Origin of the sequence: Micromonospora sp. NPDC049203 (assembly GCF_043197215.1) — a bacterium.
Taxonomy (GTDB): Bacteria; Actinomycetota; Actinomycetes; order Mycobacteriales; family Micromonosporaceae; genus Micromonospora.
The window spans coordinates 190461-213431 of record NZ_JBICSV010000002.1; the positions used below are offsets into that span (position 1 = coordinate 190461).

A 22971-nucleotide genomic window follows, 5' to 3' on the forward strand; every position below is an offset into this window, starting at 1 on the left:
CGGGTGGCAGGCTTGTGGGGTTCGCCGGCGCGGGCCGGCCGACCGCCCGTCGTGAAGGAGAAGATCGACCTGATGGCTGTGGACGTCACCACCACTGACGAATGGCAGGCGCTGCGCAAGCATGCCGAGGCGATGCGCGGCACGCACCTGCGCGACCTGTTCGCCGCCGACGGGCAGCGGGGTGAGCGGCTCACCGGCGAGGTCGCCGACCTGCACGTTGACTACAGCAAGAACCTCGTCACCGACGAGACCATCGCGCTGCTCGGCGCGCTCGCCGAGCGGGTCGGGCTGGCCGACCGGATCGCGGCCATGTTCGCCGGCCGGCACGTCAACACCACCGAGGACCGGGCGGTGTTGCACACCGCGCTGCGCCTGCCCGCCGACGCCTCCCTCACCGTGGACGGCCAGGACGTGGTCGCCGACGTGCACGCGGTGCTGGAGCGCATGTCGGCGTTCGCGCAGCGGGTGCGCTCCGGCTCGTGGCGCGGCCACACCGGCGAGCGGATCACCACAGTGGTGAACATCGGCATCGGCGGCTCCGACCTCGGGCCGGTGATGGCGTACGAGGCGCTCAAGGCGTACCGGGACGCGGGCATCAGCTGCCGGTTCGTGTCGAACATCGACCCGACCGACATCCACGACAAGACCGCCGACCTGGACCCGGCGAGCACGCTGTTCGTGGTGGTCTCGAAGACGTTCTCCACCCAGGAGACGCTCGCCAACGCCGACCAGGCGCGGCGCTGGCTGCTCGCCGGGCTGGACGCGGACGACGACGCGGTCGCCCGGCACTTCGTCGCGGTCAGCACGAACGAGCAGCGGGTCCGGGACTTCGGCATCGACCCGGAGAACATGTTCGGCTTCTGGGACTGGGTGGGCGGACGCTACTCGCTGCCGTCGGCGGTCGGCCTGTCGGTGATGCTGGCGATCGGGCCGGACCGGTTCCGCGAGATGCTGGCCGGCTACCACGCTGTCGACGAGCACTTCCGGTCCGCGCCGGTGGAGCGCAACGTGCCGGCGCTGCTCGGCCTGCTCAACGTCTGGTACACCGACTTCCTCGGCGCGGAGACCCACGCGGTGCTGCCCTACTCGCAGTACCTGCACCGGTTCCCCGCCTACCTCCAGCAGCTCACCATGGAGAGCAACGGCAAGTCGGTACGCGCCGACGGCACGCCGGTGACGTACCCGACCGGGGAGATCTTCTGGGGCGAGCCGGGCACCAACGGCCAGCACGCGTTCTATCAGCTCATCCACCAGGGCACCCGGCTGATCCCGGCGGACTTCATCGCGTTCAGCCGGCCCAACCACGACCTGGGTGACATGCACGACCTGTTCATGTCGAACTTCTTCGCCCAGACCGCCGCGCTGGCGTTCGGGCGGACCCGGGAGCAGGTGGAGGCCGAGGGCGCCGCGCCCGAGGTGGTGGCGCACCGGGTGATGGCGGGCAACCACCCGACCACGTCGATCCTCGCGCCGAAGCTCACCCCGGCGACGCTGGGTCAGCTCGTCGCGCTCTACGAGCACATCGTGTTCACCGAGGCCGCGATCTGGGACATCAACGCCTTCGACCAGTGGGGCGTGGAGCTGGGCAAGGTGATGGCCAACCAGCTCGCGCCGAAGCTCACCGGGCCGGACCCGGACCTGGCCGACGTGGACACGTCGACCGCCGAGCTGATCCGCCGCTACCGGGCCGAACGCGGCCGGAGCTGACCGCATGCCCGTGGCGTCCCGCGCAGGCCGGTCCGGGACGCCACGGTCAGCGGCGCAGCAGGTCGGCGTGCGCGGCGCGCAACCGGGTCAGCGCCGGGTCGCCGGCCGGGGCGCGGCGGTCCAGCTCGGCCCATGCCTCGGCGAGCGCGTCGGCGAGAGACCGCAGCTCGGCGGCGTGCCGCCGGGCGGACTGCCGGTGCAGTTCCTCCAGGCGGCGGGCCCAGCCGGCGCTGATCGCGGCGACGCGTTCGGCGTCGGCGCGTGCCTGGGCGCCGGTGCGGGCGGCGGACGCGGGCACGATCGCGGCCACCGGCCGGGGATCGCCGTCGCGGGTGACGAGCGTGACGGTGTCGGTCAGCTCGGCCAGGGAGACGAGTTGGGTGAGCCGGGTGCGGACCTCGCGCAGCGGCAGGGCGCGCGGCTGGGGGGACCGGTCGGCCAGTGCGGGGACAGCCATGGACACATGTTCACGTCCGGGTACGACACTTTCGGCGGTCAGGCGGTCCACTCCGGTGCCAGCACCGACCAGACCTCCAGGTCGGCGCGGCCGTCGGGCGTCGGTGCCGCAGCGCGCAGGACGCCGTCGCGGCGCATGCCGAGCCGCCGCGCGACGGCGACGCTGCGCTCGTTGCCGGCCTTCGTGATCCACTCGACCCGGTGGATGCCGCGCTCCCGCACCGCCCAGTCGATGATCACGCGTGCGGCGCGGGTGACCAGGCCCTGCCCCTCGGCGCCCGGCTCCAGCCAGCAGCCCGCCTCGCACACCCCACGCGTGGTGCTCAGCGACACGAGCAGCACGCCGCCGACGAGCGTGCCGCGCTGCCAGATGCCCCAGATGCCGCCGTCGTCACGGGCCCAGCGGTCGGCGTACGCCTGGAGGACCTTGCCCGCCGACTCGGCGTCGGTGGCGACGAAGGACGCGCCGACCCAGGGCGCGATGTGGTCCCGGCAGCGGTCGAGGTTGGCCAGGAACTCCTCGGCGTGCCAGGGCGACAGTGGACGCAACTCGGCGTCGTCGGTGAGCGCGTGGGCGAACATCCGAGGAAGCTAGCAGGACCGTCGCGTTTTTGTCGGTCGGTCGCTCTACGGTCTGCGCCGTGAACGCCGTCCAGACGTACCGATATCTTCAGCCGTCCGCGCTGCGCGCCGCCGGTCTCGATCTGCAGACCTGCGGCGGCCCGGCGGCCAACCCGCGCTTCTTCGCCGGGTTCCTCACCGCTCCCGCCGCGGCGGCGGCCGGGCTGCTCGCCGTCGCCGAGGTGGCACGCACCCGTTACCACCAGCCGGTCAACCCGGCCAGCCTGGATCCGGTGGTCACCGGCAGCCGGGGCCGCCTGCGGTTCGAGTCGTTCTCCGGCTGCTGCGGGGTGTACGCGCGGATGGACGTGCTGCCGGCCGGGCTGGACGGCGAGATCAGCGGCCACGGCACCACGAACGTGGACGTCAACCCGCCGCTGCGGGAGGCGCTGGCCCGGGTCGGCGGCATCGAGCCGCTGCACGTGGCGGTCGGCCCGGACGACCTGACCGTCTCCACGATGGATGGGGCGGTGGTCGAGCGGAAGGTGCCGCTGCCCGGCCGCTGGCTGCGCGGCTTCGCCGAGGTGCACATGCTCACCGCCGGCTTCGAGCCGCGCGCCGAGATCCCGGCGACGGAGGCGGCGGCGTTCCTGCGCCGGCTGCCGGCCGCGAACGACCGGAGCGTGCTGTGGGCGGTGCCCGCCGGGCGTACGCTGCGGCTGACCTCCCGCCCGGTGCCGGGCGCTGTCTGCCTGGCCGGCGCGGGCCGGCTCGCGGCGCTGCGCGGCGTGCTGCGGCACGCGCGCTCCCTGCGGGTGTACGGCCCGGCGGTGCGCGCCGGGTCGCCGGCCCTGCCGAGCACGTGGGAGCTGGACACCGGGGCGCTGCGGGTGTCGCTCACGTTGTCCCCCGAGCCGTACCGGGGGTTCTCCGGTGAGGGCGCGGCCCTGGCGGCGCTCGCCGGCGACGACGTGGTCGACGACGCGGAGCTGGTGGGCGCGCTGCTCAACTGGGATCCGGCGATCGACGTGGCAGCGCTGGCCGACGCCGCCGCGCTGCCCGACGAGCGGGTGCGGGCCGCGCTCGCCCAGCTGGGCACCGCCGGGCGGGTCGGGTACGACGTGGCGGACGGGGCGTACTTCCACCGGGTCATGCCCTACGACGCGGGCCGCGCGGAGCGGGACAACCCTCGGCTGGTCGGCGCGCGGGCGCTCGTCGAGCGTAGCGCCGTCGAGCGCGACGGCGAGAACGCGACGGTACGCACCGACGACGAGGTCTACCGGGTACGCCGCCACCCGGACGGCGCGTACTCGTGTTCCTGCCGCTGGTGGGCGCGGCACCGGGGGCAGCGGGGGCCGTGCCGGCACGCGCTGGCCGTGTCGATGGTCGCGGCACCGGTGGAGGCGCTGTCGTGAGGGAGTTCTTCAAGCCGCTGGTAAGCGGACGGCCGTCGCGGGTCCGGTCGGCGCTGGCCGAGCTGGACGAGCCGGTCCGCCGGGCGCTCGGCGAGGCCCTGGTCGCCCACGTCCGGCAGCGGCGGGATGCCTGGTGGTGGAATGCCGAGGCGACCGCGCTGGCGGTGGCCGCCGTCGGCACGCTCAGCACCCCGGCAAAGGTGGCCGCGTTGCTGGGCCGCCGGTCGGTCTGGCTCGACGACGCCGATCCGGCGCCGGTGGTCGAGGCCGCCCGGGAACGCGGGGTGACCTGGCTGGCCGACGTGGCGTACAAGCTGGCCGACCGGCTCCCCCGGGACCGGATGCTCGCGGGCTGGCGGTTCGTCGCCGGTCTCCTGCTGGCGGAGAAGGCGCCGCCGCCGACCGGGGACGACTTCGTGCGTGGCTGGGCCGCCGCGCAGGGCTCGCCGGACCCGCGCGGGACGCGCCCACCGACTGTGGACCGGCTGCGCGCGGACCCGTTCCTCGACGCACTGCTGCCGCGCCTGTTCGAGGTGGACGGTGTGGGCACCGAGCTGGCCCGCGGCGACGGCGCGGGCACGGACGCGGATGCGCTGCCCCGGGCTCTGGCGGCGCTGGCCGCGGAGGGCCGGCTCGACCGGTCGGTCCTGCTCAACGGCGTCCTCGGCCGGCTGCTGCGCGGCGACCGGCCGGGCGCGCTGCGCCCGTTCCTGGTCCTGCACGACCTGCTGGCGCCGGCCCCGGACGAGGTGGCGACGCGGTCGAGCGCCTATCTGCGGCTGCTCACCGACGGGCCGGGACCGGTGGCCCGCCTCGCTCAGCGGACGCTCCGGCAGGCCGGCGACGCCGCCGAGCCGGAGGCGCTGTGGGAGGCCGCGCGGACGGTGCTGGCCCGGCCGGAGAAGGCACTGGTCCGGGCGCAGGTGTCCTGGCTCGACCGGCTGGCCCGGCAGCACCCGGATCAGGCCGCGGAGATCGGCGCGGTGCTCGCCGTCGCGGCCGATCATCCGGACGCCGGCCTGCGCGAGCGCGCGCTGACGCTGGCGCAGCGGCACGGCCACCGGCCGGTCGCCGTCACCACGGTTGCCGAGGCCCGCGACGACCTGCCGCCGCCGCTGCCGGCGGCGGACGCGCCGCCGCCGATCGACGACGTGGACGAGCTGGTGGAGGAGGTCGCGGCGTCGCTCGGCCGGCGCTGGCCCGCGCTGACCACGGAACGCGTCATGGACGGACTGGTCCGGCTCGGCACCGCCGACCGCGAACGGCTCGCGGCGGCTCTCCTGCCTGTGGTGCGCCGCGAGCGGGTCGGCGCGTACGACCATCCCTGGTCGGTGTTCAAAATCTCGGCCCAGATGCACGGGCTGCTGCTTGCCGTCTGCGGCGAGGCCGAGGCGGCGATCCGCCGCGACAAGTGGAGCACGCTGCTGGCCGAGTCCCGCCCGCGCGCGCCGTTCCCGTTCCGCGGTGGTGCGCCGGTTCCGGCCACACGCCGGCCCGCGCCCGTCCAGCTCGCCTGCACCCGCCTGGCCGAGATCGGGCAGCGGCTGGACGGCCGCGACGACCCAGGCCTGCTGTCCGCGCCGACCTCGGTCACCGGGGCGATCGAGCCGGTGGCGCTCTACGAACGGATCGCGGCGCTGGGTGACCGTCCGGTGTGGCGCTGGGATCTCGCGCAGGCCCTGCTGCGCCTGCCGGCCGGCGTCGACGGGCCGCTGGCCGAGCGTGCCGCGACGCTGCGCACGCCGGCCGGCGACGAGCTGGCCCGCTGGCTGCGCGGCGACGCCGTGCCGGCCCCGGCGCAGCAGGTGGTGGCGGTGGGCCGGCGGGCGCGGTCGGCCGGGTACGACTGGGGCTACGACCAGCTGCCCGAGGGCCGGACGCTCGTCGCGCTCACCCCGCCGGACGGCGTCGAGGACCGGCTCGGCCTGCTCACCCTGACGCCCAGGCCGATCGGCCGGTGGACCGACAGCTGGGGTGACGTCTGGCCGGCCGTCCTGCCTGGGCACCGGGGTGTGGTCGCCGCCCACCTGCTGCCCGAGGTGGCCGGCGCGGCGCAGGAGGACAGCCTCGGGCACGCCGCGGCCCTGCCGGTGCTGGCCGAGTGCACCGGCGCGGGCGGACCGGCCCTCGATCTGGCGCTGGCCTACGGGTTGTGCGCCCGCCACGAGGCGGACCGGGTGGCCGCGCTCGACGCGGTGCTGATCCTGGCCGCCGCGGGTGACCTGGACGCGCCGGCGACCGGCGGGCACCTCGGCGCGCTGGCGGCCGGCGGGCAGGTGACGCTGACGCGGGCGGTCACGCCGCTGCGCGACGCGGTGGCGGCGGGCGCCCCGCTGAGCGTGTGGCTGCTGCTCGCCGCGGCGTTGCCGCCGCTGCTGGCCGAGCCGGCACCGCCCCGGGGCACACCCGACCTGCTGGCGCTGGCGGCGGAGACCGCGACCGCGACGGGGGTGCGGATCGAGATACCGGGGCTGGCCGACGTGGTGGCCCGGGGCGGCGGCAGCCGGCTGGTCGCCGAGGCCCGCCGGCTCACCGCCGCCCTGGCCGCCTGAGCCGGCACGTCGACAGCGGGGGCACAACCGCACCGGGCGGACCGGTCAGGCGTGCCCGTCCCGGGGCAGGTAGCCGCGCAGCGCCTCGAACTGGGCCACTGTCAGGTAGGACGGGTTCGCCGCCTGCGGCTGCCGGAGCACCTCCGCGCCGGCCAGCCGTGGGTCGGCGCGCATCAGGTCGCGGCGTACCCGCAGCGGCTCGTCCAGGATCGTCAGGTCCAGCGGCGCGGTCCACGTCTCGCCCGGTGCCCCGGGCACGGCAGGGGCGGCGAGCCGGCCGACGCCCCAGACGCCGTACGGCGCGCGGCCCCGGCTGCCGCTGGCCCAGAACACCACCGGCTGGCCGGCGCGCATGAGGCGTACCCGGTAGCCGGGGCGGACGCACCAGCCGCTCACGCGCGGGTCGGCGGCGAAGCGGGCCGCCAGGTCCACCGCGTCCGCGTTGCCCTTGATCAACCAGGCGCCGAGGTCGTCGAGAGTCACGCGCCGGTCGGTCATCCGCCCATTCTGCGGCCCACCCGGCAGTCCCGCCGGACAGCCCGCACGGCCACGACGGCAGCGGTCAGATGATCAGGTGGGTCCAGTAGGTGAGCCACACCGCGAACAACGCGCCCTGCACCAGCGCCAGCACGGCGGTGAGCCAGCCGTCGAGGCCGCGTCGCCGCGCCCAGCGGGCCAGCACGAACGCCACGGGGAAGGCGGCGAGCAGGTAGCGCAGCAGGCTCTTGTACACCGGCGGCCCCATCGACAGCGGCACCAGCACCATGACGAGCGTGTAGACCAGGTACGGCCAGTCGGCGCGGCGGCGCAGCCCGACGACCGCCACCGCCACCGTCGCCACGGCGATCCAGACCCGCAGCGCGTCGGCCGAGTTGCCGCCGGTCAGCGCGGACGCGGCGGTCGTGATCGGGTTCTGCAGCCGGATCCCCCAGCCGGTCTCCTGGGCGTGCTGGTAGGCGAACCAGTCGCCGCTCTGCCACCGGCAGAACGCCATGAACGTCAGCCAGCCCGCCGGGACCAGCAGCAGCGGCCAGCCCTGCCGCACCAGGCGCGGCCACCGCCGGGGACCGGCCCGCCACCCGTGCTCGCGCAGCAGCACCAGCGCCAGCGGCACCACCACGAGGAAACCGACCGAGCGGCTCATCGCCAGGAAGTAGCCGACGACGCCGACGAACAGCCAGCGGCCTCGCTCGGCGTACCAGAAGGCGGCCAGCGCCAGGCAGACGAACAGCGACTCGGTGAGCGCCGCCTGGAACAGGAACGCCGTCGGCAGGAGCAGCAGGTACCGGACCGCCCGCCGCCCGCCGGCCGGTCCCGCGCCGCCGAGCAGCCGGCCCCCCAGCCGGTACGCGTAGTAGAGCTGGACCACCAGCGCCACGTTGCTCACCAGCAGCAGCGCCCAGGCGGTGTGCCCGCCGAGCAGCGGCGCGAGCGGCCGGGCCAGGAACGGGTAGAGCAGCGGGAAGCCGAAGTCCGGCCACGGCCGGTCCAGCGGCAGGCGGGCCAGGTGCTCGTAGAGGAACGAGTCCCAGGCGAACCAGAGCGAGAACCAGCGGTGGGACGAGATCGCGTCCTGCTGGGCACGCATCGCGGTCTCGGCGGGCGGTGGCGCGCCCGGCACCCCGTCCCACGCGGCGAGCACCAGCACGCCGATCAGACTGAGCACGAGCTTCGACCCGGCGAAGACGGCGAGCACGAACCCCCACGGCTCCGGCAGCCGGCGGGCGACTGCCGCTGCCCGCGACCACCATCGGGTACGCCCCGCGCGTGTGCCGCCACCGGCCGCGCGGTCGGGCCCGACGTCGGCGCGTGCCGAGACGCCGGGGTCGGCCGCTCGGTCCGGCCGGGCTGTGCCGCCGGGCCGGGCCGGGCCGCCGGGGTCGGCGGCACGATCGGGTCCGGCCGTGCCGCCGGGCTCGGCCCGCCCTTCGTCCGCCATCGCGCTCCCGCCGTCCGGCCCTCGGGCCGGCTCGCCCGGCCGCAAAACCCGGTGCGCGTTCCCCGTCCGGACCGGCTCACACCCGCCGGACCGGCGGGAACCGGCAGGTGAGGACGCCGCCAGGGCGGGTAAGCGCGCTGCCGCATCGGCGGGCGAGGGGGCGCGTACGGCATGGGCGACGGCGACGGGACCGTGATCATCGGGGCGGGGCCGGCCGGGCTGACCGCCGCGTACGAGCTGCTGCGGCACGGCGAGCCGGTCCGGGTCTACGAGGCCGACGACGTGGTGGGCGGGATCAGCCGGACGGTGGAGCGTGACGGCTGGCGCTTCGACATCGGCGGGCACCGCTTCTTCACCAAGGTGTCCCGGGTCGAGGACTTCTGGCACGAGATCCTGCCCGACGAGGACTTCCTGCTCCGGCCGCGGATGAGCCGGATCTACTACCGGGGCGCGCTGTTCGACTACCCGCTCAGCGCCGGCAACGCGCTGCGCAACCTCGGCCTGCTGGAGGCGGTGCGCTGTCTGGGCTCGTACGGCCGGGCCCGGCTGCGCCCGCCGAAGGACCAGTCGCACTTCGAGGGGTGGGTGTCGGCGCGGTTCGGCTGGCGGCTCTACTCGATCTTCTTCAAGACGTACACGGAGAAGGTCTGGGGGATGCCGGCGGACCGGTTGCAGGCCGACTGGGCCGCCCAGCGGATCAAGAACCTGTCGCTGGCCACGGCGATGCGCAACGCGCTGCTGCCCCGCCGCAACCGCACAGACGTGACGAGCCTGATCGAGGAGTTCCAGTACCCGAAGCACGGCCCGGGGATGATGTGGGAGCGCTGTGCCGAGGAGGTCACCGCGCGGGGCGGCACCGTGCGTACCGGCGCCTGGGTGACCGAGGTGCACCGGGATCCGGCCGCGCGGCGGGCCACCGCCGTGACGGTGGCCGGCGCGGGCGGGGAGCGCACCGAGCCGGCCGACCACGTGATCTCCTCGATGCCGATCTCCGCGCTGGTGCGGGCGATGCGCCCGGAGGCGCCGCCCGAGGTGCGGGCCGCCGCCGACGACCTGCGGTACCGGGACTTCCTGACCGTGGCGCTCGTGGTGCCCGAGGAGTTCTCGTTCCCGGACAACTGGATCTACGTGCACGACCCGGCCGCCCGGGTGGGCCGGATCCAGAACTTCGGCTCGTGGTCGCCGTACCTGGTCAAGGACGGGCGGACCTGCCTGGGGCTGGAGTACTTCGTCTTCGAGGGCGACGAGATGTGGCGGACGCCGGACGCGGAGCTCGTCGCGTTCGCCACCGCCGAGCTGGAACGCCTCGGCCTGGTGAAGTCCGGGTGCGTCGAGGCGGGCCACGTGGTCCGGATGCCGAAGGCGTACCCGGTCTACGACGAGCGGTACCAGCGCAACGTCGACGTGATCCGGGACTGGCTGGCCGCGAACGTGCCGAACGTGCACCCGGTCGGGCGCAACGGCATGCACCGGTACAACAACGCCGACCACTCGATGCTGACGGCGATGCTGACCGCGGAGAACATCGCGCACGGCGCGGGCCACGACGTCTGGACCGTCAACGTCGAGCAGGACTACCACGAGCAGCGCAGCCCGTCGCGGCACGGCACCGGCCGGGACGCGCCGGTCGTCCCGGCCCGGCGGTGAGGCCCGGCGCGTGAGGGTGGTCATAACCACTGGACGAGCGCCGCCGCGGTGCTGCTAGCCTTCTGGGCAGGTCATGAGCGCCAGCGCGAAGCCCCGGCTCGCTGGCCGGCAACCCTCCTCCGCGGTGGGGTGCCCCGGGTGAAGACCAGGCACCGGCAGCCGCCGGTGCAAGCGTGGCCTGGCACCCAGGTCAGCAACAGACCAGGGAGACCGATGTCCGCACCACCCTCCACCCCATCCGGCGACGTCGCCGCGTACCCGGCCCGCTTCGCGCTGGTCAAGCGCCGCCACGTCGACCTGATGCGGGTGTGCAGCGACGGCTGTCGCCTCGCGCGCTGAGCGAGCGCCACCCCTCCTTTCCCCGATCCACCTTCTCCGGCCCGGCCGTCCGTCCGGCGGGCCGGCGTCGACGCGCACCCCGCGCGTCCGTCCACTCTGGAGAGACATCGTGCGTTTCCGTACCGTCCTGACCCGTGCCGCCGCCGTCGGCGCGGCCGCCCTGCTCGCCGTCACCGCGCTCACCGCCTGCGGCGACGACACCGACGCGGCCGACAACCCGTACGGCCTGCTCCAGCCCGGCGTGATCCGCGCCGGCACGCTCACCGACGCCCCGCCGAACGTCTTTTTGAAGGACGGCGAGTTCACCGGCTTCGACAACGAGCTGCTGCGCGCCGTGGCCGCCAAGATCGGCCTGAAGGTGGAGTTCGTCGGCACCGACTTCTCCGGCCTGCTCGCGCAGGTCAACAGCGGCAAGTTCGACGTGGGCAGCTCCTCGATCACGATCACCGAGGCGCGGAAGAAGACCGTCGACTTCGGCAACGGCTACGACTTCGGCTACTTCGGCCTGGACGTGCCCGCCGGCTCCCCGATCACCGGCTTCGACCAGCTCGCCGGCAAGCGGGTGGTGGTGGTCCAGGGCACCGTGCAGGACGACTACGCCACCAAGCAGAACCTCGACCCGGTGCGGGTGCCCGACTACAACAGCGCGATCAACCAGCTCAAGGCCGGCACCGCTGACGCCTGGATCGCCCCGGCCGAGATCGGCGACAAGTCCGCCGCCGACGCCAACGGCAAGATCAAGGTCGCGGCGAAGCAGCTCAGCCCCACCCCGACCGCGTACGCGGTGGCGAAGGGCGACGACAAGCTGCGCGAGGCGCTCAACAAGGGCCTGGACGAGGTGATCGCGGACGGCACGTGGAGCCGCCTGCAGGCCGAGTACTACCCGGGGCGGCCGGTGCCGGCCGACTTCAAGCCGGGCAGCGGGTCGGTGGCAGTGCCGTCGCCGACGGCCGCCTCCTGAACCGGTAACCGAGCACGAGCAGGGCGGACGGAGCGGACATGGATCCACTGAGCACGCTGTGGGAGACGTTCTTCGACTGGGACTCGATGCGCGAGGCGCTGCCCGAGATGCTCACCGTCGGGCTGCCCAACACGCTCACCCTGGCGGTCTCCGCCGCCCTGCTCGGCTCGGTGCTGGGCATGCTGCTGGCCGTCGCCGGCATCTCGCGTACCCGATGGTTGCGGTGGCCGGCGCGGGTCTACACCGACGTGTTCCGCGGCCTGCCGGCCGCGGCGACCATCCTGCTCATCGGCGTGGGCCTGGCGCCGCTCGGCATGCAGGTGTGGGGCCCGAACCCCTATCCGCTGGGCGTGCTGGCGCTGTCGCTGATCGCCTCGGCCTACCTGGGCGAGATCTTCCGGGCCGGCATCCTGAGCGTGGAGGCCGCCCAGTTGGAGGGCGCGCGGGCGCTCGGCTTCTCCTGGGGCGAGGCGATGCGCCTGGTGATCATCCCGCAGGGCGTACGCCGGGTCCTGCCCGCCTGGGTCAACCAGCTCATCGCGCTGATCAAGGACTCCAGCCTGGTCTACTTCCTCGGCCTGCTGGCCAGCCAGCGGGAGCTGTTCCGGATCGGGCAGGACTACGCGGCGAACACCGGCAACCAGTCCGCGCTGCTGCTGGCTGGTCTGTTCTACCTGGTGCTGACCGTGCCGCTGACCCACGCGGTCAACTGGCTGGACCGGCGCCTGCGGCAGGGCCGCCCGGCCGCGCCGCCCGAGCCGGAGCCCGACGCCGAGCCGGCCGACCTGACCCCGTCCGGAAAGGACCCGCGATGACCACCGCCACCACGACCTCGGTCAGCCTGGCCGTCCGCGACGTGCACCTGGCCTTCGGCGCGCACCGGGTGCTGCGCGGCGCGGACCTGGACGTGGCCCGGGGCCGGGCGGCCTGCGTGATCGGCCCGTCCGGCTCCGGCAAGTCGACGCTGCTGCGCACCATCAACCGGCTGATCGAGCCGGACCGGGGCGACGTGCTGCTGGACGGGCGCAGCGTGCTGCGCGACGACCCGGACGCGCTGCGCCAGCGCATCGGCATGGTGTTCCAGCAGTTCAACCTGTTCCCGCACCTGAGCGTGCTGCGCAACATCACGCTGGCGCTGCGCAAGCTCAAGAAGCTGAGCGAGGACGAGGCGGTGGCGCTCGCCCGCGCCCAGCTCGACCTGGTCGGCCTGGCCGGCAAGGCGGACGCGCGGCCGGCGCAGCTCTCCGGCGGCCAGCAGCAGCGCGTCGCCATCGCGCGGGCGCTGGCGCTGCGCCCGCAGGTGATGCTCTTCGACGAGGCGACCAGCGCGCTGGACCCGGAACTGGTGAAGGGCGTGCTCGCGGTGATGGCGGACCTGGCCGCCGCCGGGATGACCATGGTCGTGGTGACGCACGAGATGGGGTTCGCGCGCAGCGTCGCCGACACTGTGGCGTTCATGGACGCGGGAGTGGTGCTTGAGGCCGGGCCGCCGGAGGCGGTGTTCGACGCGCCGGAGCATCCCCGGCTGCGGCGCTTCCTGTCCCAGGTGCTCTGACATCCCCGGTGCGGTGCGCCGCGCCCGGACGCGCCCTCAGCCCTTCACCGCGCCGATCAGCACGCCCTTGACGAAGTGCCGCTGGATGAACGGATAGACGGCGACGATCGGCGCGACGGTCAGCACCACCACCGCCATCTTGACCGCCTCGGTCGGTGGCATGGTCACCCCGCTGCTCCCACCGGAGGTGTGCGGAGCCTGCCCGGCCAGCAGGTAGCTCTGCAGCACCCGCTGGATCGGGTACATGTCGTTGCTGTCGATGAACAGCAGCGCGTCGAACCAGACGTTCCAGTAGCTGACCGCGTAGAACAGGCCGACCACGGCGATCACCGCGCGGGACAGCGGCAGCACGATGCGCGCGAGCGTCCGGAAGTCGCTCGCGCCGTCGATGCGGGCGCTGTCCAGCAGCTCCGACGGGATGCCCTGGAAGAACCCGCGCACCACGACCAGGTTGAACACGCTGATCGCCGGCGGCAGGACCAGCGCCCAGATGGTGTCCTTCAGCCCCAGCCCGGTGACCACCAGGTAGCGCGGCACCAGCGGCGGGTAGACCAGGAACGGGATCAGGAAGTACGCCAGCAGCCAGCGGTGGCCCAGCGAGCCCGGCCGGGACAGCCCGTACGCGGCGAGCACTGTGACGGTCAGCGCGATGGCGGTGCCGAAGACGGTGACCAGCGTACTGATCCACAGGGCCCGGGTGACAGCGCCGCCGGCGAAGATCGTCTCGTACGCGGACGTGTCGACGCCCCTGGGCACGACCACCAGTCCGCCGGCCCGCGCGATGGTCTCCCGGGAGGAGAGGCTGGTCACCAGGATCACCCAGAGCGGGAACAGCACGCCCGCCACCAGCAGGGTGAGCATGACGGCCTTGAGCCCCTGGCCGAGGGGGGTGGGCGGTTCCTGCCACACCGGCCGGCGCTGTCGGTCGCCGGCGACCCGGCGGATGAGCGTGGTCACTTCGAGTAGATCCCTCGTTCGCCGAGCATGTGCGCCACGCGGTTGGCGGCCAGGATCAGCACCAGCCCGATGACGGCCTTGAACAGTCCGGCCGCCGCGCCGTAGCCGTAGTTCCCGGTGGCGATGGAGAAGTGGTAGACGAAGGTGTCGAGCACCTCGGCAGCCTGCCGGCCGACGGCGTCGCGTTGCAGGAGGAACTGCTCGAAGCCGACGGAGAGCGCGTCACCCAGGCGCAGGATGAGCAGCAGCACGATCACCGGCCGCAGGCCGGGCAGCGTGATGTGCCACAGCCGCCGCCACCGGCCGGCACCGTCCGCGGCGGCGGCCTCGTAGAGGTTCTGGTCGATGGTGGACAGCGCGGCCAGGAAGACGATCGTGCCCCAGCCGACGTCCTTCCACACCGCCTCGACGGTGACCAGGACGATGAACGTGTCCGGGTTGGTCATCACGTTCCACGGCTGCGTCCCGGCCTCGCGCATGGTCTGCGCGAGCAGCCCGGCGCCGCCGAGCATCGCCACGAAGAACGTCACCACCAGCACCCAGCTGAAGAAGTGCGGCAGGTAGACGATGGTCTGGATCAGTCCGCGCAGCCGGCTGGACAGCAGGTTGTGCAGCGCGATCGCCAGCAGGATCGGCAGCGGGAAGAAGAACACCAGCTGGAACGCGGTGATCGCCAGCGTGTTGCGGAACGCGTCCCAGAACGCCGGGTCGTCGAAGAGCAGCTGGAACTGCCCGAAGCCGATCCAGTCGCTGTGCAGGAACGCCTGCCACGGGTTGTCGCCCAGGTAGGGGTTGTAGTCCTGGAAGGCGATCACGTTGCCGGCGATCGGCAGGTAGCTGAAGATCAGCAGGATTCCGAAGCCGGGCGCCACCATGGCGAGCAGTTGCCAGTCCCGGCGCAGCCGGGTGCGCAGCGGCACCCGGCGGCGGGACGGGCGGCGACGGGGCGGGCGGCCCGGTGGGGCCGGCGCGTCCGGCCGGGCCCGCTCGGGCCCGGCCAGGACGGCCGGCTCGTTCACCGGCCCTCCTTCGGCAGCGAGTCGGCGAGCAGCTTTCGGGCCTCCTCGCCGCCGTTCGCCTTCCACTCCTTGACGATGGCGTCCACGTCGCTGAGCGGTCGGCGGCCGCGCAGCACGTCGGTGAACTTGTCCTCGGTGGGCACCTGGTTGGCCTTGTAAGCGGCCGGCATCTCCAGCTTCACGCCCGCCCAGGGGTTGGGCTCCATGTGCTTGACCATCTCGTTGGAGTACGCGAGCACGTCCGGCACGAAGCGCGGGGTGTCCGGGAACGGCCCGATGGTGGGGTTGCGGCCGCTGATGAAGAAGTACTGGTTGGCGATCTCCTTGAACGCCAGGTCGGTCTTGACCGGGCCGTTCGGCGACGGGGTGTGGTGCTTGCCCGCGACCCCGAAGTCCCGCAGCTGGGCCTCCTGGCTGCCCAGTGGCGCGGAGCACCAGTTGATGATCCGCAGCAGCTCCTGGACCCGGTCCTTGCCGAGGCCCTTCTTGACGAACGTGTAGGAGATCGGCTCGTCGTCGCCCCAGACCAACGGGTCGCCGCCGGTGGCGGAGAAGATCGGCACCGCCTGGATGTTGAGCTTGGGGTTGGTCTTCTGGTGCTCGGCCTGGGCGCCCTGCCAGAAGCCGACGCCGTCCTGGAGGAACACGATCGCGCCGTTCTTGGCGAACAACTGCTTGGCGTCCGCGCCCTTGCTGGCCACGACGTCCGGGTGGACCAGGCCGTCCGCGTAGATCTTGGCCATGACCTCCAGCGCGCGGCGGAACTCCTCGGTCTCGTACTTGAACTCGGGCGTGCCGTCAGACTTGACCCGCCACCCGCCCTTGTGGCCCGGCACCTTGTGGAACATCTGGATCATGGCGAAGACGTCGTTGAACGCCCACACCTTGCGCGCCGGGTCGGTGACCTGCTTGGCCGCGGCGAGCAGGCCGTCCAGGTTCGCCGGCACGGCCAGGCCGCGGGCGTCGAGCACGTCCTTGCGGGTGAACATTGCCCACGGGAACGGCCCGTCAGTTGGGTTGGGCACGGACATGATCCGCTCGTTCCACACCGCACGCCGCCAGGCCCCGGTGGGGAAGCTCGCCAGCATCGGGTACGCGCCGGCGGCGTCGCCCTTGAGGTGGTCGGTCAGGTCCTCGAAGAGCACCTTGATCGCCTCGGCGAAGCGCGGGATCTTCTCCACCTCCCACCCCGGTACGCACAGCAGGTCCGGGACGTCCCGCGCACCGAGCATGGCGTTGAGCTTGTCGGCGTACGTGTTGCCGTCCTGGATGGTGAAGTTGACGGGCGTGCCCAGCTCTGCGTTCACGGCCTGGAGGTAGGCGCTCTGCGCCACCCCGGGCGGTGCCGGGCCCCAGGCCGGGGTCATCGCGGTGACCTGCTTGCCGCTGGTGCCGGGCTTGTCGGTGATGGCGTCGACGAGCATCGTCGGGTAGCTGGTGTAGCCGTCGGGCACCGGGCGGGTGCCGACGATGTCGGGTTTGATGCCGCCGGGCAGGTCCTTGCGGGTGGGCAGCAGGCCGGAGACGGCGTCGAGGTTCTGGGCGGCGCCGGAGCCGGCCGGCTTCTCCGAGCAGCCGGCGAGCAGCGGGCCGGTGGCGGTGGCGGCCACGCCGAGGCCGACCAGGCCGAGGAAGCGGCGGCGGGAGGAGCCCGGGTCGGGGTGGTGCGCGGTCATCGGTCCCCCTTCGGGAAGGGAAGCGCAGCGGATTAGTTCGTATGGATGGTCAACAAACTAATCACGACCGTGAGCTTGCACAAGGGCGGACCGGATCGACACGGCGGTCAGGCCGGGCAGCGGTCGGACAACGCGTACCGGGTGAGGACCACGTCGCCGATCTGGCGCACCTCGACCACCCGGGCCCGGCGCCCCGCGTGCCACGGGAAGCGGCCGTCCCCGACGAAGCGCGGCGCCCGCCTGTCCCCCACGAAGAACGGCGCCACCACCAGGTGCAACTCGTCGGCCAGGCCGGCGGTCAGGAACTGGCGGTGCACCATGCCGCCGCCCTCCACCATCAGGCGCGTCACCCCACGCCCGGCCAGGTCGGCCACCACCGCCTCCGGGGTGGCCGGATCCCCCGCGTCGACCACCGTCGACACGGCGCCCACCTGCTCGCGGGCCTTGTCCACCACGCCGCTCGGGCAGTAGACCAGCTTGAGCCCGTCACCGGTGGTGAAGAACCGGGCACCCGGATCGAGGTCACCGCTGCCGGTGACAGTCACCTTCACCGGCGACGGCGGCAACCCGCGCGCCACCCGCTCGGCCCGCCGTTGCTCGCTGCGCACCAGCAGGCGGGGGTCGTCGCGGCGCACGGTGGCCGCGCCCACCAGGATCGCGTCGCACCCGGCCCGGGTCGCGTCGACCCGGTCCAGGTCGTCGTCGTTCGACAGCAGCAGCCGCTCGGCGCTGGCGTCGTCGATGTAGCCGTCGATCGACATCGCGCAGCTGAGCAGCACGTACGGGCGGGTGGTCACGGCACGAACGGCAGGTCGAGGGCGTGGTCGGCGCGGGTCACCTTGGCCGCCAGATAGCCGGCGTTGGCCGGGGACAGGTGCACGCCGGTGGACACCCGGTCGGCCACCGTCACGCCGAGGCGTTCGAGCTGGGCCGCCTTGTCCGGGTTGTTGCTGAGCAGGGCCACCCGGTCCACGCCCAGCGCGGCGAGCATCTGCGCGGCCACCGTGTAGTCGCGCTCGTCCGCGCCGCGCCCGAGCGCGAGGTTCGCCTCGTACGTGTCGAGGCCGTCGTCCTGCAGGGCGTACGCGTCGAGCTTGGCGTACAGGCCGATGCCGCGCCCCTCCTGCCGCAGGTAGAGCAGGTAGCCACCGGCCTCGGCGATGCGCTGTACCGCCTCGCGCAACTGCGGCCCGCAGTCGCAGCGCTGACTGCCGAACACGTCCCCGGTGAGGCACTCGCTGTGCGGGCGGACCAGCGGCGGGTCGGCCTCGGTGTGCTCACCGAGCCCGAACGCCAGGTGCTCGCGTCCGTCGACGAGACCGTGGAAGGTGTGCACGCGGGCCGTCGTCACGTAGCCGTCGGGGAACCGGAGCGGAACCGTCACGCGGGTCCGGACCGTCGCGGTGGGCAGCGTTTCGTCCATGGTTCTCCTGTCGTCCGGTCGCCGGGCGGACCCGGCGACGCACACCTCGCTCCCCCACCGTAGGCGGGATCACCGACAGTTGCCGGGCTCGCGCCGGGGCATCCGCCGTGCCAGCAGCACCGCGGCGCCCGGCAGGCTGGCCACCAGGACCAGCGCGCCGTACACAGTGCCGGTCGCCACACCCTGCGCGGCGGTCAGCCCGGCCGAGGCGAACGCCCACGCGGCCACGCCCTCGCGCGGCCCGAAACCACCCACGTTCAGCGGCACCGCCATCGCCATCAGGGCCAGCAGCGTCAGCGGCAGCAGATGCGACAGCGGGGCGTCCGCGCCGGCCGTGCGGGCGGCCACCACGAACGTGGCCAGGTGACCGGCGAACACCACTGTCGAGGCGACCACCACACCGGCCCACGTCCGGCGGCCCAGCACCCCGGAGCGGACGTCGGCGACAGCGGTCCGGGCCGCCCGGGCGAGGCGGGACGCGCCGGAGCGGGGCACCGCGCGGGCGGCGAGCACCAGCGCCAGCGCGACCACGGCGAGCACGGCGGCCAGCGCGGGCAGGTACCGGCGTACCGGCGACGGGAACGCGGCGAGCAGCGCCACCGCGATCACCACCTGCACCACCTGCCCGGCGGTGCGCTCCCAGACCACCGCCCGCACGCCCCGGGCCACGTCCCCGGCGTCGCGGCCGTGCCGTACCGCCCGGTGCACGTCGCCGAGCACGCCACCGGGCAGCGTGGAGTTCAGGAAGACGGCCCGGTAGCAGTGCGCCACCGCCGCGCGCATCGGCAGCCGTACGCCCAGCCCGCCGGCGACCAGCGACCAGCGCCAGGCGCAGCAGACGGTGGTGATCACGCCGATGCCGAGCGCGGCGGCCAGCGCGGGCGCGTCGATCAGGCGCAGCCCGGCCAGGAACGGGCCGGTGCCCACCGACGCGACGAGCACGGCGAGCACGGCGAGCCCGAGCAGCGGACGTACCCAGGCTCCGTTCGGCCGGGACCGGCGCGGCCGGGCCGGTACGGATGCGACGGCCGGTACGGGCCCGGCGACGGCGACGTGTGACAAACGGTCCTCCCTTGTTCCCACCGGTTGTCACGTGCCGACGGCCGGTACGGTTCAGCCGGCGAGCAGGTCGGCGTGGTGCAGCACCACTCCGAGCCGTCCGGCGGCGGCCTCGGCGAGCCGCCACCTGTGATACGTCGCGGCGGGCCCGGACAGATGCGGTAGTTCCTCGACGGCCGCCTCGACCCAGCCGGTGAGCCACTCGGCGGCCAGTTCCGCCTGCTCCGGGCCGAGCCGCCACGGGGTCGGCCGCACGAGCGTGTCGACGCCGTGCCGGCGGAACGCGGCCACCGTGACGTCCACCGCGTCCGGGCCGAGCAGGACCCGGCCGTCGACGGTACGGCGCTGGTGGGCGTTGAACGCTGCGGTCAGCTCGGCGTCCAGCGGGTCCGGCGGGCTGAACTCGGCCCGGCCGGTCACGGTGAGCGCGAACAGCGTCGGGTGGCCGGCGCAGGCCGCCGCCATCCGTTCGACCTCCTCGGCGGTGAGCATGTCCAGCAGCGCGGACGCGGTGACCAGATGGGCGTCGGCGAGGTCGGCGGCGGTCAGCCGGGTGACATCGGAGTCGCGCGTGGTCACCGTGACCTCGGCGCCGTCGGCGGCGGTGAGCCGTCCGGCCCGGGCCAGCGCGAGCAGGTCCGCGTCGCGTTCGTGCAGTACCCAGTGTTGCGGGCCGGGTAGCCGGGGCGCGAGCCAGCGGGCCATCGAGCCGGTGCCGCTGCCCAGGTCGTGCACGACGAGCGGGCGGCCGGCGGGCAGCCGGTCGCGGACCGCGTCGGCCAGCTCGGCGCTGCGGGCCGCCGCGTCGGCGGGCTCACGCAGTCGCAGCCAGTCCGCGAAGCCGGGCGGGAGTGAGGTGGTCATGCCGCGGTCGCCTCCTTCAGTGCCGTCGCCAGCCGGTCCACGGTGACCGGCCAGCCGGTGAGGGTGTGCCGCCGCTGCCGGGCGGCGTGGCGCAGCCGGTCCCGCAGGCCGGCGTCGGTGAGCCAGCGCCGCAGCGCCGCGGCGGTCGCACCAGGATCGTCCGGCGGCACCAGCAGGCCGGGCCGGTCGCCGCCGGGGGCGTGCCCGAGCGTGTCCGGCAGGCCGCCGGTGTCGCTAACCAGCACCGGTACGCCACGGGCCAGCGCCTCGGTGACCACCATCCCGTACGTCTCCCGCCGGGAGGGCGCAACCAGCAGATCCGCGGCGGCGTACGTGGCGGCCAGGTCCGTGCCGGTGCGTGGTCCGGTCAGCCGGACCCGGCCGCCGAGACCTGTGGCGTCGAGGCGCCCGCGCAACCCGTCGGCGAACGCGCGGTCCCGGTCCAGCGGGCCCACCCAGTCGCAGGTCCAGTCCAGGTCCGACACCTCGGCGAGCGCGGCAGCCAGCACGTCGTGCCCCTTGACCCCGGTGACGGCGGCGACGCAGAGCAGCCGTCCCCCGCCGGGTGTGCCGGTGGCGACGGGCGCCGGGTCGACGCCGGGCGGCGCGACGGTCACCATCCGCGGTGGCAGCGCGTAGCGGTCGAGCAGGCGACGCCGCGTCCACTCGCTGGTGGCGACCACGGCGGTGGCCGCCGCCAGCGACCGCGCCTCCGTCTCGCCCTCGATCGGCAGGTGCACCAGGACGACCAGGCGCAGCCGCGCGGCGTGCGGGGCGAGCACATCCGGCACGGTCGAGGCGACCAGGCCGTCGAGCAGCACCGGCACGCCGTCGGACAGCCCGCCGAGCAGCCCGGCCAGGTCGGCGCGCTCCGCCGGCCCCGGGTGTGGCCAGCCGCCTGGCACCTGGTGCTCCCGTACCGTCCAGCCGCGGGCGGCCAGGCCCCGGCAGACCCGGCGGTCGTAGGCGTTGCCGCCACTGGGGTCCGCCGGGTCGTCGATGTCGCCCGGAAGCACCACGTGGACGACTGTCATCCGGTCAGAGCGACCGCTCGTAGCTCGCCCACGCGATGTGCGACTCGTGCAGCGTGACGGTGATCCCGGCCAGGCCCCGCGCGCCCTCCCCCAGCCGGCCGGCGTGCACCGCGTCGGCGAGCCGGTCGGCGATCGTCCGCGCGAGCACCTCGGTGGTGGTGTTCACCCCGGCGAAGGCCGGCTCGTCGTCGAGGTTGCGGTAGTTCAGCTCGGCGAGAACGGCCTTGAGCTGCTCGGTGGCCAGCCCGATGTCGACCACGATCCCGTCGTCGTCCACCTCGGCGCGGCGGAACGTGGCGTCGACGACGAACGTCGCCCCGTGCAGCCGCTGCGCCGGGCCGAAGACCTCGCCGCGGAAGCTGTGGGCGACCATCATGTGGTCCCGGACGGTCACGCTGAACACGATCACTCCTCGCCGTAGGTGATGAGATGACACAGCGCCGGCAGCTCGCCCGAGGCGAGCCGGTCCAGCACGTCGGGCAGGTCCTCGAAGCGCGACCGGCCGGTGAGCAGCGCGTCGAACGCCGGGTCGGCCAGCAGGTCCAGGGCGAGCGCGAGCCGGTCGGCGTAGCTGCGGTCGGCCCGCCGCGGCGACACGGTGCCGACCTGGCTGCTGCGGATGCCCAGCCGTCGGGAGTGGAACGCGCCGCCCAGCGCCAGCGTGACCGGCCGGTCGCCGTACCAGCTCAGCTCCAGCACGGTGCCCTCGGGACGCAGCAGCTCCAGGCCACGCTGCAGCCCGTCGGCGGTAGCGCTGGCGTGCACCACCAGGTCGCGCTCGCCGCTCGCGCCGGCGGGGGTGGCGAAGCCGGCGCCGAGCGCGGCGGCCACCCCGGCCCGGGCCGGGTCGGCGTCGACCAGTTCCACGCGTACGCCGGGGAAGCGGGCCAGCAGCGCGGTCACCGCGCAGCCGACCATGCCGCCGCCGATCACCGTGACCCGGTCGCCGACCAGCGGCGCGGCGTCCCAGAGCGCGTTGACAGCCGTCTCCACGGTGCCGGCCAGCACCGCGCGCCCGGCCGGCACGCCGTCCGGCACGACTGTGACCGCGTCGGCCGGGACCACGTACGCGCTCTGGTGCGGGTAGAGGCAGAAGACGGTACGGCCGAGCAGCCGCTCGTCGCCTGCCTCGACGGTGCCGACGCTGAGGTAGCCGTACTTGACCGGCGCGGGGAAGTCGCCCTCCTGGAACGGCGCGCGCATGGCGGCGTGCTGGTCGGCCGGGACGCGGCCGGTGAAGACAAGCGTCTCGGTGCCGCGGCTGACCCCGGAGAAGCGGGTACGGACCAGCACCTCGCCCGGGCCGGGCGGGGCGAGCCGGACCGGCCGGATCTCGCCCGCACCGGGTGCGCGGAGCCAGAACGCGTGGGCGTCGACAGTCACGAACTCTCCTCTTCCCCGCATTCCGACCGAGTTGTCGATCATAAACACGAAAGCGGGGCGTCAGCGGTTCGAACCGCCCGCCACCCGATGCTCAGGCCGCGCGCCGGCGCTGCTCCGGACGCCAGGTCTCGGGCTCGGCCCGGTCGTCGTGCCGGTCCCCGGCCAGCTCCATGGCCCGGTGGGCCGCGGTCAGCGCGTCACACGGCGCGGCCTGGCCGTCACACAGCAGGCTCTCGCACCGGCCGGACTCGTCGGGCCGGTGGGCGGCGGCAACGTCGTACGCGGCACGCCACAGCAACGGATCGGTCACGCCCCGTGGCAGAGCGGCGTCCTGACTGGACCTGTTGCGGATCGTGTCGGGCACCGTGTCCCCCTTTGCGTCGTCGCTACCGTCCCAGTGACCGGTTGAGCGCAGATCAAACCT

The 22971-nt window shown here is 74.1% G+C and carries 23 protein-coding genes and 1 riboswitch; of the genes, 8 read left to right on the forward strand and 15 right to left on the reverse strand.

Annotation, left to right across the window (positions count from 1 at the left end):
- The first annotated feature begins 72 nt into the window (after positions 1-72).
- The gene (gene pgi, locus ACGFIA_RS05530) at positions 73-1707 is read left to right on the forward strand and encodes a glucose-6-phosphate isomerase (RefSeq protein WP_357467634.1); all 1635 of its coding nucleotides are present in this window, start codon (positions 73-75) and stop codon (positions 1705-1707) included.
- 46 nt (positions 1708-1753) lie between these two features.
- On the opposite strand, the gene ACGFIA_RS05535 is transcribed toward pgi, so the two are convergent.
- Both ACGFIA_RS05535 and ACGFIA_RS05540 read right to left on the reverse strand, forming a co-directional pair.
- Positions 1754-2164: a type II toxin-antitoxin system Phd/YefM family antitoxin gene (locus ACGFIA_RS05535; protein ID WP_357383109.1), complete on the reverse strand. Its 411-nt coding sequence runs from the start codon at positions 2162-2164 to the stop codon at positions 1754-1756.
- 38 nt (positions 2165-2202) lie between these two features.
- Positions 2203-2745: a GNAT family protein gene (locus ACGFIA_RS05540; protein WP_357383107.1), complete on the reverse strand. Its 543-nt coding sequence runs from the start codon at positions 2743-2745 to the stop codon at positions 2203-2205.
- 59 nt (positions 2746-2804) lie between these two features.
- Between ACGFIA_RS05540 and ACGFIA_RS05545 the strand changes: the two genes are divergently transcribed.
- Together ACGFIA_RS05545 and ACGFIA_RS05550 are read left to right on the forward strand one after the other, a co-directional pair.
- Complete coding sequence (locus ACGFIA_RS05545) at positions 2805-4139, forward strand: SWIM zinc finger family protein (RefSeq protein ID WP_393258822.1); 1335 nt, start codon at positions 2805-2807, stop codon at positions 4137-4139.
- Positions 4136-6691, forward strand: a complete 2556-nt coding sequence (locus tag ACGFIA_RS05550) for a hypothetical protein (RefSeq protein WP_393258824.1) — start codon at positions 4136-4138, stop codon at positions 6689-6691. Before ACGFIA_RS05545 ends, ACGFIA_RS05550 begins: the two co-directional genes overlap by 4 nt.
- 45 nt (positions 6692-6736) lie before the next feature.
- On the opposite strand, the gene ACGFIA_RS05555 is transcribed toward ACGFIA_RS05550, so the two are convergent.
- Together ACGFIA_RS05555 and ACGFIA_RS05560 are read right to left on the reverse strand one after the other, a co-directional pair.
- Complete coding sequence (locus ACGFIA_RS05555; protein ID WP_393258826.1) at positions 6737-7189, reverse strand: hypothetical protein; 453 nt, start codon at positions 7187-7189, stop codon at positions 6737-6739.
- 64 nt (positions 7190-7253) lie between these two features.
- Positions 7254-8630 carry a hypothetical protein gene (locus tag ACGFIA_RS05560; RefSeq protein ID WP_393258827.1) on the reverse strand — a complete coding sequence of 459 codons (1377 nt, stop codon included), beginning with the start codon at positions 8628-8630 and terminating at the stop codon, positions 7254-7256.
- Between the two features lie 171 nt (positions 8631-8801).
- Between ACGFIA_RS05560 and ACGFIA_RS05565 the strand changes: the two genes are divergently transcribed.
- From ACGFIA_RS05565 to ACGFIA_RS05585, 5 genes are all read left to right on the forward strand, one after another.
- On the forward strand, positions 8802-10277 hold the full coding sequence (locus ACGFIA_RS05565; protein ID WP_357478578.1) for an NAD(P)/FAD-dependent oxidoreductase: 1476 nt from the start codon (positions 8802-8804) through the stop codon (positions 10275-10277).
- Between the two features lie 69 nt (positions 10278-10346).
- Positions 10347-10457: riboswitch (SAM riboswitch) on the forward strand.
- A gap of 33 nt (positions 10458-10490) precedes the next feature.
- Positions 10491-10616 (forward strand): hypothetical protein, encoded by a 126-nt coding sequence (locus ACGFIA_RS05570; protein ID WP_357383095.1) that lies wholly within the window; start codon positions 10491-10493, stop codon positions 10614-10616.
- A 109-nt stretch (positions 10617-10725) separates the two neighbouring features.
- Positions 10726-11577 carry an ABC transporter substrate-binding protein gene (locus ACGFIA_RS05575; RefSeq protein WP_393258830.1) on the forward strand — a complete coding sequence of 284 codons (852 nt, stop codon included), beginning with the start codon at positions 10726-10728 and terminating at the stop codon, positions 11575-11577.
- Positions 11578-11615: 38 nt separating this feature from the next.
- On the forward strand, positions 11616-12392 hold the full coding sequence (locus ACGFIA_RS05580) for an amino acid ABC transporter permease (protein WP_357467660.1): 777 nt from the start codon (positions 11616-11618) through the stop codon (positions 12390-12392).
- Positions 12389-13132: an amino acid ABC transporter ATP-binding protein gene (locus ACGFIA_RS05585; protein WP_357383089.1), complete on the forward strand. Its 744-nt coding sequence runs from the start codon at positions 12389-12391 to the stop codon at positions 13130-13132. Before ACGFIA_RS05580 ends, ACGFIA_RS05585 begins: the two co-directional genes overlap by 4 nt.
- Before the next feature lie 36 nt (positions 13133-13168).
- Here the strand turns inward: ACGFIA_RS05585 and ACGFIA_RS05590 are convergent, their stop codons facing one another.
- The 11 genes from ACGFIA_RS05590 to ACGFIA_RS05640 form a co-directional block, all read right to left on the reverse strand.
- Positions 13169-14089, reverse strand: a complete 921-nt coding sequence (locus tag ACGFIA_RS05590; protein ID WP_357383087.1) for a carbohydrate ABC transporter permease — start codon at positions 14087-14089, stop codon at positions 13169-13171.
- Positions 14086-15108, reverse strand: coding sequence for an ABC transporter permease subunit (locus tag ACGFIA_RS05595; protein ID WP_357383085.1), 1023 nt, complete (start codon positions 15106-15108; stop codon positions 14086-14088). Before ACGFIA_RS05595 ends, ACGFIA_RS05590 begins: the two co-directional genes overlap by 4 nt.
- Complete coding sequence (locus tag ACGFIA_RS05600; RefSeq protein ID WP_357383083.1) at positions 15105-16784, reverse strand: extracellular solute-binding protein; 1680 nt, start codon at positions 16782-16784, stop codon at positions 15105-15107. The genes ACGFIA_RS05595 and ACGFIA_RS05600 overlap by 4 nt, the downstream gene beginning before the upstream one ends.
- 107 nt (positions 16785-16891) lie before the next feature.
- Positions 16892-17581 (reverse strand): RibD family protein, encoded by a 690-nt coding sequence (locus ACGFIA_RS05605; protein ID WP_357383081.1) that lies wholly within the window; start codon positions 17579-17581, stop codon positions 16892-16894.
- Positions 17578-18207 (reverse strand): GTP cyclohydrolase II, encoded by a 630-nt coding sequence (gene ribA, locus ACGFIA_RS05610; RefSeq protein WP_357383079.1) that lies wholly within the window; start codon positions 18205-18207, stop codon positions 17578-17580. The genes ACGFIA_RS05605 and ribA overlap by 4 nt, the downstream gene beginning before the upstream one ends.
- A gap of 69 nt (positions 18208-18276) precedes the next feature.
- Positions 18277-19173: a lysylphosphatidylglycerol synthase transmembrane domain-containing protein gene (locus ACGFIA_RS05615; RefSeq protein ID WP_357383228.1), complete on the reverse strand. Its 897-nt coding sequence runs from the start codon at positions 19171-19173 to the stop codon at positions 18277-18279.
- 147 nt (positions 19174-19320) lie between these two features.
- Positions 19321-20130 carry a class I SAM-dependent methyltransferase gene (locus ACGFIA_RS05620; protein ID WP_357383077.1) on the reverse strand — a complete coding sequence of 270 codons (810 nt, stop codon included), beginning with the start codon at positions 20128-20130 and terminating at the stop codon, positions 19321-19323.
- Positions 20127-21164, reverse strand: coding sequence for a glycosyltransferase family 4 protein (locus ACGFIA_RS05625; RefSeq protein ID WP_357383075.1), 1038 nt, complete (start codon positions 21162-21164; stop codon positions 20127-20129). Before ACGFIA_RS05625 ends, ACGFIA_RS05620 begins: the two co-directional genes overlap by 4 nt.
- Before the next feature lie 4 nt (positions 21165-21168).
- A complete protein-coding gene (locus ACGFIA_RS05630; RefSeq protein ID WP_357383073.1) occupies positions 21169-21567 on the reverse strand; it encodes a 6-carboxytetrahydropterin synthase in 399 nt (132 codons plus the stop codon).
- A gap of 2 nt (positions 21568-21569) precedes the next feature.
- The gene (locus tag ACGFIA_RS05635) at positions 21570-22589 is read right to left on the reverse strand and encodes a zinc-binding alcohol dehydrogenase (RefSeq protein ID WP_393258836.1); all 1020 of its coding nucleotides are present in this window, start codon (positions 22587-22589) and stop codon (positions 21570-21572) included.
- Between the two features lie 49 nt (positions 22590-22638).
- Positions 22639-22911: a hypothetical protein gene (locus ACGFIA_RS05640; RefSeq protein ID WP_357383069.1), complete on the reverse strand. Its 273-nt coding sequence runs from the start codon at positions 22909-22911 to the stop codon at positions 22639-22641.
- Positions 22912-22971: the final 60 nt, after the last annotated feature.